At 32.4% G+C, this 14,436-nt stretch carries 12 protein-coding genes; 5 read left to right on the top strand and 7 right to left on the bottom strand.

Annotation, left to right across the window (positions count from 1 at the left end; translation table 11 throughout):
• Positions 1–3: 3 nt before the first annotated feature.
• Positions 4–843, top strand: coding sequence for a DUF4249 domain-containing protein (locus tag NLG42_RS17670; RefSeq protein ID WP_257681741.1), 840 nt, complete (start codon positions 4–6; stop codon positions 841–843).
• 113 nt (positions 844–956) lie between these two features.
• On the opposite strand, the gene NLG42_RS17665 is transcribed toward NLG42_RS17670, so the two are convergent.
• From NLG42_RS17665 to NLG42_RS17640, 6 genes are all read right to left on the bottom strand, one after another.
• Positions 957–3,749 carry a COG1470 family protein gene (locus NLG42_RS17665; protein WP_257681740.1) on the bottom strand — a complete coding sequence of 931 codons (2,793 nt, stop codon included), beginning with the start codon at positions 3,747–3,749 and terminating at the stop codon, positions 957–959.
• An 11-nt stretch (positions 3,750–3,760) separates the two neighbouring features.
• Positions 3,761–4,780 carry a hypothetical protein gene (locus tag NLG42_RS17660; protein ID WP_257681739.1) on the bottom strand — a complete coding sequence of 340 codons (1,020 nt, stop codon included), beginning with the start codon at positions 4,778–4,780 and terminating at the stop codon, positions 3,761–3,763.
• Positions 4,777–5,574 (bottom strand): fimbrial biogenesis chaperone, encoded by a 798-nt coding sequence (locus NLG42_RS17655; protein WP_257681738.1) that lies wholly within the window; start codon positions 5,572–5,574, stop codon positions 4,777–4,779. The genes NLG42_RS17660 and NLG42_RS17655 overlap by 4 nt, the downstream gene beginning before the upstream one ends.
• Before the next feature lie 33 nt (positions 5,575–5,607).
• Entirely contained in the window at positions 5,608–6,162 is a 555-nt protein-coding gene (locus tag NLG42_RS17650) for a hypothetical protein (RefSeq protein ID WP_123922145.1), read from the bottom strand.
• 129 nt (positions 6,163–6,291) lie between these two features.
• Positions 6,292–6,837 (bottom strand): hypothetical protein, encoded by a 546-nt coding sequence (locus NLG42_RS17645; RefSeq protein WP_123922144.1) that lies wholly within the window; start codon positions 6,835–6,837, stop codon positions 6,292–6,294.
• A 255-nt stretch (positions 6,838–7,092) separates the two neighbouring features.
• The gene (locus NLG42_RS17640) at positions 7,093–7,986 is read right to left on the bottom strand and encodes a helix-turn-helix domain-containing protein (RefSeq protein ID WP_089056308.1); all 894 of its coding nucleotides are present in this window, start codon (positions 7,984–7,986) and stop codon (positions 7,093–7,095) included.
• A gap of 361 nt (positions 7,987–8,347) precedes the next feature.
• Here NLG42_RS17640 and NLG42_RS17635 point away from each other — a divergent pair, with 361 nt between their 5' ends.
• Together NLG42_RS17635 and NLG42_RS17630 are read left to right on the top strand one after the other, a co-directional pair.
• Entirely contained in the window at positions 8,348–9,091 is a 744-nt protein-coding gene (locus NLG42_RS17635) for a DUF2490 domain-containing protein (RefSeq protein WP_257681737.1), read from the top strand.
• Positions 9,092–9,652: 561 nt separating this feature from the next.
• Positions 9,653–10,036: a GreA/GreB family elongation factor gene (locus NLG42_RS17630; RefSeq protein ID WP_089056306.1), complete on the top strand. Its 384-nt coding sequence runs from the start codon at positions 9,653–9,655 to the stop codon at positions 10,034–10,036.
• A gap of 87 nt (positions 10,037–10,123) precedes the next feature.
• On the opposite strand, the gene NLG42_RS17625 is transcribed toward NLG42_RS17630, so the two are convergent.
• Positions 10,124–11,608, bottom strand: coding sequence for an aminotransferase-like domain-containing protein (locus NLG42_RS17625; protein WP_257681736.1), 1,485 nt, complete (start codon positions 11,606–11,608; stop codon positions 10,124–10,126).
• Between the two features lie 65 nt (positions 11,609–11,673).
• Between NLG42_RS17625 and NLG42_RS17620 the strand changes: the two genes are divergently transcribed.
• Entirely contained in the window at positions 11,674–13,536 is a 1,863-nt protein-coding gene (locus NLG42_RS17620; protein ID WP_089056305.1) for a TonB-dependent receptor plug domain-containing protein, read from the top strand.
• A 310-nt stretch (positions 13,537–13,846) separates the two neighbouring features.
• Complete coding sequence (locus NLG42_RS17615) at positions 13,847–14,410, top strand: helix-turn-helix domain-containing protein (RefSeq protein ID WP_257681735.1); 564 nt, start codon at positions 13,847–13,849, stop codon at positions 14,408–14,410.
• Positions 14,411–14,436: the final 26 nt, after the last annotated feature.

Genomic DNA, 14,436 nt, shown 5'->3' with positions numbered 1-14,436 from the left:
AGTATGCTGAGATTAAAACAATACAATTTTAAAAGTAAAGCGTTTACGCTGTTCAGTCTTCTTTTTGTTTTACTTTTTTCATCTTGTGATAAGGTTGTGGAACTTGATTTAGAAACAGGAGATCCGAAAATAGTAATTGATGCCGAAATCATTTGGGAAAAAGGAACTGACGGCAGCCAGCAATCGATAAAAATAACCCGAATGGCTCCTTATTACAGTGCCACTACGCCAAAGGTTTCTGGAGCGCAGGTAAGAGTGGAGAATAGCAATGGAGTTGTTTTTAAATTCAATGAATCTGAGCCGGGTTTATATGTCTGTACTAGTTTTGTTCCTGCAATTAATATGGAATATAAATTATTTGTAGACGTCGATGGACAGAGTTTAACAGCGACTGAAAAATTAATTAGTGTACCGCCAATTGACAAAATAGATCAGGAATTTATGGCCGATATTACAGGACCAGACCTTATTGTGGTAACATTTTATTATAAGGACCCTGCTGATCAGGCAAATTATTATCTGACAGATTATAAAACTGATTTTCTGCCTTTTCCGGAATATACTTCTACAAGTGATGAATTTATTAACGGAAATGAAATAAATGAAAAATTTACAGATACTGACTTAAAGCCGGGAAAAGTTTTAAATATTACACATCGCGGTATTTCTAAAAACTTCTCTAATTATATGAGTTTAATTCTGGAAGTAACAAATTCGAATCCGTTTGCTGCGGCACCGGGTAATATAAGAGGAAATATTATTAATACCACTGACGCAAACAATTTTGCACTTGGTTATTTCAGGGTTTGCGAAGCAAACCGAATGACCTATACCGTAAAATAAAAATTAGTTTTTAAGATTGATTTGTATGTACATCTGACATTTAAATAGAATGTCAGGTGTATTTTTTTTTGCAATAAATCGCAACAATTAATTTTTAGTTTGATTTAAGGAATCTACTGTTTTTTAAAACCGCTGGAACTGAATTTTCTTGTTTCTACACGTTTCTCCTTAATATTTAAAGTAAATTTTATTTCTTTAATAGTATTAGGTTCGGCATTTACAATCTGATTATTGTCTTCAACCTCAACATATTCTGAAAGACCCGTTTTTTCAAGACTTACGGTGTATGATCCTTTTGGCACATACAACACAAAGTTCCCGTTCTCATCTGTTTTGGTTGTAAATGCTTTACCATTATCGCCAATAGCAATAAGCGGCAGACCGCCTTTTTTCTTTGTTATATCAAAGCTTTTGTCAGTTGTAATATAAGTTATTGATCCTTTTATAGCAGCTGTTTTATTTAAGCCAATAGCAATTTTAGTGTCTTCATTTACATTTACTTTTACTTCGTCAGCATACCATTCATTTGTATTAACAGGTTTTATAGAATATGAACCTGCAGGTAACGATCTGTATTTTAGAATTCCATTACTATCAGTTCTAAACGCTTTTCCTTCAATAATTACAAGTTGGTTTACAGCTGGTGTATTTTTAGCAGTTGTTTCATTTTTGTTTCCCGTTTCATAGTAAACATAAACTTCAAGTTCATTTCTTGAGTTATCAATTTTTATAGGATTAAAACGCTTTGTAAGTCCAACTTGAATCGTATTTAAAGTGTTTATACTAGTCGAAAAATCGCTGTAATAATTGTAAAGAAAAATGGTAAAATCTTTTGTTACATCATAATCCAAACGTCCGTTAAACTGAAGTGATTCACTTATTACGCTGTTTTTAGAATAAACCATTCCAACATTAACATTCAGTTTATCATTAAAAAACTTGTGCTGTAAAGTAGGAGAGATGGTTAAATTGGTGTATGTATCTTTGATGCCTAACTGTGAGTTGGCAATGATTTCTCCTAGATAAAAGTTATTGTATTGATAGAAGGCCAGAAGATTAAAGAATTTCCAGCTGTAAATGAAATTGGTTTTAAAATGAAACTCTTTATTTTCGATAGTATTAGCAGAAAAAAGTCCGCCCTCAAAAGACAAAGATAAATTTTGTTTTGTAGGAGCATTAAAGTAGGTTAAACCCAAAGTCATTCGGGCTGCTTTCATTGAATATTCTTCTGGCGTAAGCGTGCTGATGAGTTGTTCTTTACGACTTTCAGTATAGTAATAAGGAGACAGCGACACTACCAATGAAGAAAATCGTCGTGACGCTCCAATATCATAACGTGCTGTTGAAAAATGCGTAGAGGTAAATTGATTTCCAAAAGCTTCAGGTTTTGCAGATAAATAATTATAAACTCCCCAAAGATTATATTTGCCTGCAGGCAGATTAACTCGTTCATTTAGGTTTACAACTCCTTTTCTCATTCCTGAAAAATAACCTGAACTGAGGTAGTTAGAACTGCTGTAGAACAAATTTTTAAATTTACCATTAAACTGAAGTTCTCCTGCACCGCCAAGTTTGTTTCCAGTTTCCATATTTGATGTAAGATTACTTACAGCACCGCCAAATCTAAGGTTGAAATTTTGTGATGTATACAATGAAAAGCGAGATGATGCCAAGTAGTTCTTGGTTCCCGAATAGGTATCATCATCATAGATAATTGTATTCTCATAACCATTTTTTTGCATCCATCCGTTATTATGGTTAAATACAGCCCACGCCGATTTACCAAAAGACAAACTAGGATTATCAATGAGGTTAAACGTTTTGTCGATTGCACCAGCTTCAATAGTACTTTTTTCGCTGGGTTTATAGAAAGTTTCAGCACCTCTTCCAATTAGATTCATGTCAAAAAACTTCGATACGTTTCCAATTGTAGCTCCAAAGTTTTTTTGGCTGTAACCAAGCCAGGTATTTCTTAAAAAGACTTGATCTGAATTCTCCCACCAGTTCATGTCTAAATTTGCCTGCAAACTTCCTTTATTTATTTCTGCCCGAGCATTGGCATACAAAAAATAAGCATTTGTATTATCGCTGTTATGCTGTACACTTGCTGTAACCTGATTGGATTGATTAAACGCATAATTATAATCGGGATTATAAGGCATAACGTATCTTCGATCCTGTCTAATAGAACTAGCTCTTACTGTACCGTTAGTAATAATATCGCCATTATGATACAGTACTGTAATATTTATAGTAAAATCCTCTTGATTTAAAATAGTCTTGTTTACGATTTTTTTCAAGACTACAGTAGTATCAGTAAATGGCTGAATATTTATATCCTTATTTTCTATTGCACTTCGAGTTATAAAATCTGGATAACGGGCCAAAATGGTGATTTTTTGAGCAGTATTACCTTCATTAGAAATACGAATAGGTATCGCCAGACTATCGCCGGCTCTTTCATAGATTATGTTTGTTTCCAACAACATCACTTTTACCAGTTTTCGTTCTTGAATAAAAACGGGTAAAAAAACGTTTTTAGAAACTGAAGTTCCAGCAATAGTAAATACGGCTTCTATAGTGCTTTTATTTCCTGCTTTTGCTGTTGCGGCGACAATAGCTTTTATTGGAATAAAAATACTATCGTGAGCGGCCAATGTAATATTTTTGGATTTTCGCTGTGAAAGGTAAATATCTTCGTGACTGCTGCTTGTATCAAAAGTTCCTTCAATAGTATTGGAACTGGTATTTACAATTTTTACGTAAGCCTCTATAACTCCTTTGCTGCTTGTTTCAATTTTATTGTTTGTAAATTCTATAGTAAAGCTGCCATTTTGTGACCAAGCGTTTAAACTTGATCCCAAAATAGTAAGAAACAATACTATTTTATAGAATTTACTCAGCATTATAAAAAAGGTTAATTAGGCATTATTACAAAATATACACGAGTACTATATGTTCCCGGATTAACATTTAGTCCCGGACTATTGGCAGGTATAAAAAACTTCACATTATAGGTTATGTCCTGCGGAGTACTGCTGGATCTAATCGCTATGGGCTGTGTTGTCGTTGCCAATGTGACTGGAGAAATTATTTGTAATCCTTTATAAGTTTGATTTGTGCTTAATTGCAATTTTAAGTTAGAAAGCGGCAGTGTCTGCGATGATGTTGATGATGTAAAATCACCTGAAGCTTCCACAGCCAGTTGTGAATTATAAGTGTTAACTCGCAATGCATTTGGAATTGTAACCGATTTTTCGACGGTGTAATCAGATGGAGTGTTGTAGTTTAAGTTAAACTGCTGCGCACCATTTTGAAGTATAACGCTTTGACTTCCAAAATTTCCTCCAAAAGATAACTGAAACCTTGCATCACCAATCGGCGAGGTGTAGATGCCAATTAATTGTTCTGTCCCGTTGCTTATTTTATAAAGCTTAAATTCATATGATGTATTATACATTCCGTTTGGACTTACCAATAAATGATTTCCTCCTTGAATGGTTAAGTTATATCTAAAAAGTCTGTTTACGGCACCATTTAAGTTTACATTGCTATGAATAAGGGTAATTTCATTGTATTTGCTCAGCTGAAATACTTGGTTTGGAACATTGATAAATATTCCATTTGCTGATCCGCTGTTTTCTTGACTGTTAAATTTTAAATAAGCATATTGAGCACCTACAGTGTAGGCACTATTTACTTCACTGGTAAAATCCTGTGTAAGTCTTGCAGTAAGTTTCCATTCATTTACATCCATATTAGAACCATAATACTGTATTGGAATAGAAATTTGACTGTTAAGTGTTTTTCCTGATACCATTTCTGAATAAGTAGAAAATACAGGCTGTCCATTATTATAGGCGCCCAGCATATACTGAGCATTAACAGTGTATTGTGCAAATAAGAAAAAAACGATAAAGGTTATTATTTGTTTCATAGACTAAATTCTAACTCAGCAATTTTTATAAGGTCGTTCTCGCCATAAGTTAAAATGGCAGAAACGGTGTAGTTCCCTTTAGCAAGATCTGCTGGTAATTGTTGTTTTAGGATTCTAATGTCCTTTGGAAGAGTGTAAAATTCAGATTCTTTCAAGGTGCTTTTTTTTCCGGTGCTATTATTAAATAATTCCCATTTTACCTTTCCATCAGTCCATAAATCGCCTTGATTTTCTATTTTTAGTTCAATGATTTTATTTTTATTATCATCAGCATAGCTTGTAAAATCAACAAAATCTACAAGAACTTTATTTTCTTTAATAAAACTATGGTACACTTTTACACCCATTCTTACGGTTACCTGTATCGCAGCACCATTTTGATCTGTGGCAGTTCCAGGGTTAAGCTGTGTAAAGAAAATCATTCCTGTATGAACAGGTACAGAGGAATCAGCAGATGCAGGAACTTTAAAAAGCACTTCAACTTGTTTAGTTTCTCGTGGTTTTACAACAAAGTATGATGACGGTAATATTTGTATCCAATCAGTGCATGAAGTTGGAAGCGTATTTGCTGGTACAATTTTATTGTTGCCAGACGGTTCATATTCCCAGTCACTAAAAGAAACACCTACTTCTAGTTCTTTATCTGTAGGATTTGTTAAAGATACATACTGAGAACCTGATGCTCCAGAATTTAATTTATAATATAAACGTCCTGGCGATACAGATATTCCTGCCTGAGCTTGAATCTGATTTGCCATGAATAACCCAACTAAAACCAATATAAATTTTTTCATATTTTTATTGTTTGCTATTAGTAAATATACCAATTATTGCGGAATTAGGGTGTACATAATTGTAGTACTATATGTACCTGATTCGCGATTAAGATAATTTGGTGATTTTGTTTCAGGTATTGCGTAGTTCACATGAAATCCGCGCCCCCATTCTCCTGCAGGAGATTTTATAATAGTTGCAGGCAGTGCCGAAAGCATAATTTGAGGCACTACTTGAAGTCCAGCGGGCGGCTGAGCAGTAGAATTTGTAAGACTGCCGGTTACTGTTTTTACAGCAATTGTATTTACAGGTAACGAAGTACTATTTCCATTATGAGAAAAATATTCCGTGCTTGCCTTTACAGTTACTTCATAAGCCGTACTCGAACTCACTTTTATATGATTTGTTTGCTGTCCAGAATCATTTCCCAAAAGGAAATGAGAAGGCTTAGCCATACTTATATTAACAGTTGGCTGAGAAATTTGTATGCTTTGTACTTGCGCAATAGTCACATTTACCTGTGTTTGCGCAGAACCTATATTTTGTGCCATTGCAGCTATAGGACAAAGCAGTAAAAATAAATCTTGTATGTTTTTAAGAGTTTTCAAGCCTAATTATATTTCTAAAATGGTTAAACAATACCCTCCAGAAAACAACTAATTCTGAAAATAATAGAGATAAAAACGGCACTAACCGCATAAAGCAGATTAGTGCCATTTTACTAAAAGTTTTTATTATTAGTTTGCTACTATAGTGTAAGTAAGCAAAGTACTGTAAACAGCTTCAGGTTTGTTTAAGTATACAGGAGCACTTACCGGAGGAATAGTGTACTGTACATTGAATCCGCGAATATCACCTGTAGTTGATGAAATAAGCTCAACAGGAGTAGTTACGCTAAGTGCTGGAGCATTTGCAGGGAAAGCAGCGTTTGATCCTGCATCAATACTGCCGGCAGCACCAGAGAAAGTACCCGGTGTAGTTTTAACAACAACAGTCGATACTGGGATAACATCATTACCTGGTGATGTCAAGTCTGTAGCAGCCTGAATAGTTACTTTGTAGCCATTAGTTGCACTTACTTTAACATGATTAGGTAAAGTACCTGTAGTGTTACCATTTGTAAAGTTTGCTGCAGTATTCATTCCGATAGTAACTGTTGGATTAGTTACTTCGATAGAATAAACGTTTGCAACATTTACGTTCAAATTAGTTGTTTGTGCAAAAGCAGAACTTGTTGACAACGCAATAATTGCAAATGATGCAGCCATTAAAAAATTTTTCATTTTATAATTTTTTTTAAGTTTAAGTTCTAAATAGTAGAGACTTAATTTATTTGGTGCAAAATTACTTTCGTGCGTAACGAAAGTCAAAGTCAAAAGAAGACTTTTTAGTGTCATTTTAAGACATAAAATGACTTTAACTTTTATTTAAGATGCATTATAACAATAAGTTAAATAAAAGTATTGGTGTAGTTTTAAAGCAGAGAACCCTTCAGAGAACTGTTCTGAACGTTATTCGTACTAAAGGCCGATCACTATTTAAGCAAGTTTATTTTTAGGAATGTAAACTCTTTTTTCTTCAAATTGTGTTCTGTAGTTTGTGGGCGACATTCCTGCAGCATTTGTGAAAAAACGAATAAAATTACTCGGATCCAAAAACGAGAGTTCAAAAGCTATTTCTTTAATACTCATATTAGTGTATCGCAGTAAACGTTTGCTTTCGATGACAATTTCTTCAGTAATTACTTTTTTTGGCGGCATGCCATAAATCGAATTGCATATTTCATTTAAAGATTTTACTGGGATATTAAGTAAATCGGCATAATCTTTTACAAGTTTAGTTTGTTTTAAATTATCTTTTATTAGTTTTCTAAAGTGGTTTGCAATATTTACATCTCCCTTTTTAAACGTTTCAATAGGACTGTAAGCTCTATCTAATAATTCTTTCTGAGAGAATAGTAAAAGCCGCTCTACCGTATTATGTGCAAAGTGATACATTAAGTCATCAAAAGGTTTTCGGCATAAGTGCAATAAAGATTGATAGTATTGCTCTATAATCTTTTTTAAGGAGCTGTGAAGTTTATATTTTAAGGCATGCTCTGAATTAAAAAACACACATGAAGACAAAAACTGTCTGTCTAGATCTGTACGACAATAAAAGGCTTCATCGAAACAAACAAGCAGTACTTCAAAACTAGTTTTTGTGTCAACACTAAATACTTGATTTATGCCTATAAAACCACACTCAAATTTATTGATATCTATAAGGTTATTATCTACGTTAAGCGTTAATTCTCCAGATTTCAGCCAAAACATTTGATAGAACGAACTTCTAAAGGATTTGTTTAAGAGCGTGCTCTCTTGAGATTTTACTAAATGTACACTGTATCCGCTTGGGAAGTGATTTTTGTCAAGGCTTAGAATTTCAATCATGTTGTTTTATAAAAGAATATGTAATACTTAAAGATAGGAAAATTATAACAAAAAAGCGGAGTCAAAAGGAAAAGAAATTTATAGAAATAGTACTTAAATTATAACATTAAATAATCGTATTTAAGTTTAATATTTATAAAGATTTACTTTATTATTTTCTAATAGAAAATAATCACAAAAACAGAATATGATTTAATATTAAGGATTTATATAAAACAGTAAAATCGATTTTAATATTTTTAGCAAAGAAAAACTCATGAAAATTTGATTTTTACAAATAAAACAAGAATTAACAATGCAAAAAGCGTAATTAAATTATAAATTATTTAAATTAGCAATTCCTCATATAATTTGATAAAAAATGATTTTTAGATTACCTCTCATTAGCTTTATAAGCCTGTTTTTTCTACTCTTAAGTACAATTGCAAACGCCCAGACACAAAATACTTTTACAGGATGGGGAGCTTTATTTTCGACTTATAAATTAAATAATAAGTTCAGTATTCATTTTGACGGACAAGCAAGATCTACAGATGAACTAAAAGATATGCAGTCCTATATTATTCGTCCAGGATTAAATTATCATGTAAAAGATAATATGATTGCAACAGTTGGTTATGCTTATATTGGAAACCACAGAAGCGTTATGGATGTTGATGGCTGGATACCTGAGCACAGAATATGGGAGCAGTTTATTTTTAATCAAAAATTCACATTATCTAACCGTCCAGTTACTTTACAGCACCGTTTTAGATTAGAGCAGCGTTTTATGGGACAACCGGTGATTGATCAAAACGAACTTGTGACTGATAACTTTGAGTTTGCACAGCGATTACGCTATTTCGCCCGTTCTATTTTTCCATTATCAGAGACAGCTAATTTTACCAACGGTGCATTTTTAGCATTACAGAATGAGATTTTTGTGAATATTCAAAACGCTCCAAACGATAGTTTCTTTGATCAAAACAGAGCTTATTTGGCACTAGGATGGAGATTAAGTCCTAAGTTTGATATTGAAGCAGGTTATATGAATCAATACATCCTTGGAAAAAACATTAATACCGTAAATAATATAGTGCAAGTAGCAGCTTACGTAAGGCTTTAAACGCTTTCAATACTTATAAATTTTAAAGCATCCTAAAGAAGAATTTTTCTTTTTTAGGATGTTTTTTTACGGTATTATTTTTATAATGTGCGGCAAATAAATTTCTATAAATTTTAATTTGTTTATGTAGATTTATTAGTTGATTAAATAGTTGTAATACAAAACAATATGTCTTATTACTTATGTTTTTATTTTAAGTAAATTCTATTTTGTTTTTTTGATTTTTTTTCTTTCAAAAAAAGAGGTATCTTGCACTAAGTTAAAAGCACTTGTAATAATGACTATTTCAAATTTTTATTTAAAAAATAATCACTTGATGCGCCTTATGGGCACGTTATTATATTTGCACGACGATACTTTCTTAAAAAGTTCGAAAGAGTTTATTAATTAAGCCCTGTCAAAACTCTAGACAGGGATTCTTTCATTCAGACGGCTCATTTATTTAATCTTCAATTTTTATTAGGATTAGGATATCATTGAATTTACACGCTTAAGAGCCATAAAATGGTTCAATGATGAGTTATATATCATACCTATGAAAAATGGAGCAAACAGAAAGTTATGTCACAATTACAAAATATCATTTTAACAACAGGAGTATACGATTTAATTAAAGATCACGTAAGAAGAAAAAAAGTAACCTTACAAGAAGAAAAATTACTGCTTGATGAACTTAAAAAAGCAACACAAGTATTAAGAAGAGATTTACCAGAAGATATTGTTTCAGTAAATCGAAGAGTAACTTACAAAGATCATGCAACAAATGAAGAAAAAACAGTTGTATTTGTTGGTCCTGAGAAAACAAAAGTAAGTAAAAATAAAATTTCAATTCTTTCAGATGAAGGTATTGCAATGGTAGGATACAAAGTTGGAAATCTAGTAGAATGGCCGGCTAAAAAAGGTGATTTAAAATTCGAAATCTTAAAAGTAGAAGAAGTAGCTTAAAACTTCTTTTATAATCAAAAAAATATCCCATAAGAAGCATTTCTTTATGGGATATTTTGATTAATATCTAATCTTAGTACTGCAGTTTTAAATGATCTCTTCGAGAGACTGACTTAAAATAGCAACAGCATTTTCCATTTCTGTTTTGTCCAAATGTCCAAAGCCTAAACGTGTAGCAGTTAAATCTTTTGTTTGATATAAAATTGTCTTTGGCAGGAATAACCCATTTACAATACATTGCTTTTGAAGCGTTATTAAATTAAAGCTGTCAAGCCATTCAACCCAAATCGCCAAACCTCGAACAGGAATTTGGAATTTGATTTTGTCATCTAATTTTTCCTTTAACAATGAAACAAAGTAATCTCGGCGTTCTTTATAGATTTTTTTGTTCTTTTTTGAAAGACGATGAACTTCGCCTTCCGTAATCCACTCCGTTAAAACCTGCTCTTTAATAACATCAATACCAGGTTCAAGAATATTTTGATGTTTTTCTAGCTCCTGAATAAACGCTGAAGGCGCAGCAATAAATCCGTAACCAAAACCTGCTGGTAAAGATCTTCCGAATGATCCAATATAAACGACTTTTTCATTAGAATCTAAAGCAGCCAAAGGCAATACTGGATTATTGTCATAATGGAAATCAAAATCGTAGTCATCCTCAACAATAACAAATCCGTATTTATTAGCCAATTCAAGTACTTCCATTCTTCTTTTGGCACTGAGAGAAGTTGTTGCAGGATAATGATAATTTGACGTAAGATACAATAATCTGATTTCCTGTGTTTCGCAAATTTGTCTTAGATGTTCCGTATTAATTCCGTCCTTATCAACTGGTATCGAGATTATTTGCGCGCCGCTGTCAGATAATGTCATATTCGACATATAGTATCCCGGAGACGCGACAACAACTTTATCATTGGGAGAAATAAGTAATTTTAGGACTAAATACAAGCTGACTTCATGACTAGATGTAGTAAGTAGATTTGACGTCGAAATGCGTATGCCTCGTGTTAGATTTAGAAAATTAGAGAACTGAGTTTTAAAATTTAGATGAGATTGCGTTTGAATTTGTTCCCAAGTTTCAGTGTGTTTTTTTCTTTTTAATTTAGAAACATAAAGCCTCGCTAGAACATCAGTTTGAACGAGTCGCAAATCAGGTAAACCATCATTAAATTGATAAGGCAGAGTGCTGATTTCTTTAGGATTCTCTAGAATTGTAGAACGTTTAAAAGTAAAAGGTTCACTTATTTTTGATGTGTTTTTATTTTCAGTCGGAACAAATTCAGCTTTGTTTTTTTGTTTTTTTTCCGATAAGATAAATGTTCCTTTATTGGGTAAAATTTCAATCCAGCCTTGTAATTCTAAATCCTGAAAAGCTTTAATAAGTGTATTTCTATTAACCTCTAATAATGTACATAATATACGTGTTCCCGGAAGTTTTGTGCCTTCAGGAAGTAAACCAATTTGTATCGCTTTTATAAACTCAAAAACGATTTGTAGATATATAGCAGTGGATTCTTCAGGCTTAAGCTGAATGAAACTTTTGAAGGGAATTTGAACCGGACTATCCATTTTTATAAAACTGGTACACATTAGTAGTACGGCAAGATACTACTTTTGCAAAAAATTAAAAAAAAATGACAAAGATTTATTTTGCTTTATTAACCTTTATGAGTGTTAGTTTGTACGCTCAGGTGCAAAAAGACACTATTAAAATTGACGAGGTAATAATTAACGAAAATAGATTTAGCACGCCTATATCTAAAAAAAATAGAAATGTATATGTAATCGATAAAGCAGCGATTGAAAAATTGCCTGGAAAAACTATTCAAGAAGTTCTGCAATATGCCAATGGTGTCGATTTAAGACAAAGAGGCCCATTTGGAAGCCAAGCTGATGTGAGTATTGATGGCGGAAGTTTTGAGCAGACTGTTGTGCTTATAAACGGAACTAAAATTATCGATTCGCAAACGGCACACAATATGCTTAATCTGCCTATTCCGGTTGAAGTAATCGAAAGAATTGAAATAATTCGCGGGCCGGCGGCACTTACTTATGGAATAAATAGTTTAACGGGAGCGATAAATATTATAACCAAAAAGCCTGCGCAATCTGGATTTTTGGTAAATACTTATGCGGGTTCTAATTTTGAAAAGGATACGCAAGATACAGGTGATACATTTTATGGTACGGGAATTCAGGTTGGAGGAGTTTTAAGTAAAGAGAAACAACAACATTCGCTTTTTGCTTCTCACGATAAAAGCAACGGATATCGATACAATACGGCATTCGAAAATAATAAAATATTTTATCAAGGTAACTATCAGATTAACGATAAAAATGAAATTTTAAGTTCATTTGGTTATATCAATAATGGCTTTGGTGCAAATGGCTTTTATGCAGCTCCAGGTGACAGAAATTCAAGTGAAGTTGTACAAACTACATTTGCATCTGTACAATCGAAACATCAATTATCGGATAAATGGGCACTTATGCCTCGAGTGAGCTATAGATATAATTATGATGATTATCGTTATTTTGGGATTTCCAATCTAAAAGCAGGAAGAAGTCAGCATTATACCAACTCATTAGCTGCCGAAGTTAATACCACTTATAAGATGGAAAAGGGAGAATTGGGCTTTGGTGCCGAATTTCGAAATGAAAATATTACTTCGTCTAACATCGGAGATCATGATCGAGAAAATTTTGGAATTTATCTGCAGTACAGAACTACTTTTATTGAAAAGTTAGATGTGAATTTAGGTACTTATCTTAATTATAATTCAGATTACAAATGGCAGGTTTATCCAGGACTTGATGCAAGTTATGCGGTTACGAATGCTTTTAAAATTGTTGGAAATATCGGAACAAGTCAGCGTATACCATCGTTTACAGATTTGTATTTAAATCAACGTCCTGGGAATATTGGTAACCCAAACTTGGTAACCGAAAACGCATTTCAGAGCGAAATTGGATTCAAATACACGAAGCAGAATTTTAGTTTTAATGCCAATTATTTTTACAGAAAGATCAGCAATTTTATAGATTGGACAAGAGATGTTACCACTCAGCCGTGGCAAAGTAACAATTACGGAAATCTGAATACAAATGGTTTTAATTTGCGTACGAACTATAGAGTTAATTTTTCAAGTGATTCTAGGTTGAATATTAATTTGGCGTATTCTTATTTAGATTTTAAATTTCAAGATGTTATTGATGATTTATATGCTAAATATTTGGTTTCTTCTTTAGAGCATCAAATAACAAATACAATCGATTTTCAGCATAAAAAATTTACGGCTTTATTTGCAACCCGTTTTAATAAAAGAATAACTGGTCCGTCATACTGGATTAATGATTTTAGAGTAAGCCAGTCTATTAAAAAAGTAACCATATATGCAGATGCGCAAAATATTTTCAACACCACTTATTACGAAGTTGGAGCAGTTCCGCTTCCTTCAAGATGGTTCAGTTTGGGAGTAAAATTTGTGACTTTTTAAGTATCTACAGTCAGAATGATTTAGAAGTTCGAAGCTGTAATAATTGATTTAATTATAAGAATTACTAGTATACCAGAACGCGGATAAAGCGGATTCGTTTACACGAAAACACTGATTAAACGGATTTTTTTTAAGATTCGTTTAATCAGTGTTTTTACTTTTATAAATAGTCAGAGGAAATACAAGTTACAAAATCGGTTAAATTTTAGAACGAATATTTAAACAGTCTGTATTTATTGGATGGTTAATTGAATTTTAGTGCTAGATTTGTTGGTGCTATAATTTAATAAAATTCTAATCTAATAAAGATATGAGTACATTATTCGTTAAAAATATGGTTTGTAATCGATGTATAATGGTAGTTCAAAATGAGCTCGATAAACTCGGTTTAGACTTTACAAATATTAAACTTGGAGAAGTAAGCCTGACAAAAGAACTTAGCTCAGACGAAAGAAATTTGCTTGAAGAAGCTTTAGTTTCTTTAGGTTTTGAGGTAATAGATGATAAGAAAAGCAGGATTATTGAAAAGATAAAAAATATTATCATCGATTTGGTACATCATCAGGATAATGACACAAAGAATAATTTATCGGATATATTAAGCGAAAAAATCAATCATGATTACAATTACCTTTCTAATCTGTTTTCTGAGGTTGAAGGCACTACGATAGAAAAATATTTTATTGCACAAAAAGTCGAAAAAATAAAAGAACTTTTAGTTTATGACGAGTTGTCGTTGAGCGAAATAGCTTTGCGTTTAAATTATTCAAGTGTCGCTTATTTAAGTAATCAGTTCAAGAAAGTAACTGGGTTAACACCAAGTCATTTCAAGCAAATTAGAGAAGAAAAAAGAAAACCACTGGATAAGGTTTAAGTAAATTTTACAAATCAAATCCATAA

It is taken from the genome of Flavobacterium plurextorum, from assembly GCF_024638035.1.
Taxonomy (GTDB): Bacteria; Bacteroidota; Bacteroidia; order Flavobacteriales; family Flavobacteriaceae; genus Flavobacterium; species Flavobacterium plurextorum.
The sequence above is the reverse complement of the archived record's forward strand: the minus strand, read 5'-3'. Positions and strand labels throughout refer to the sequence as shown.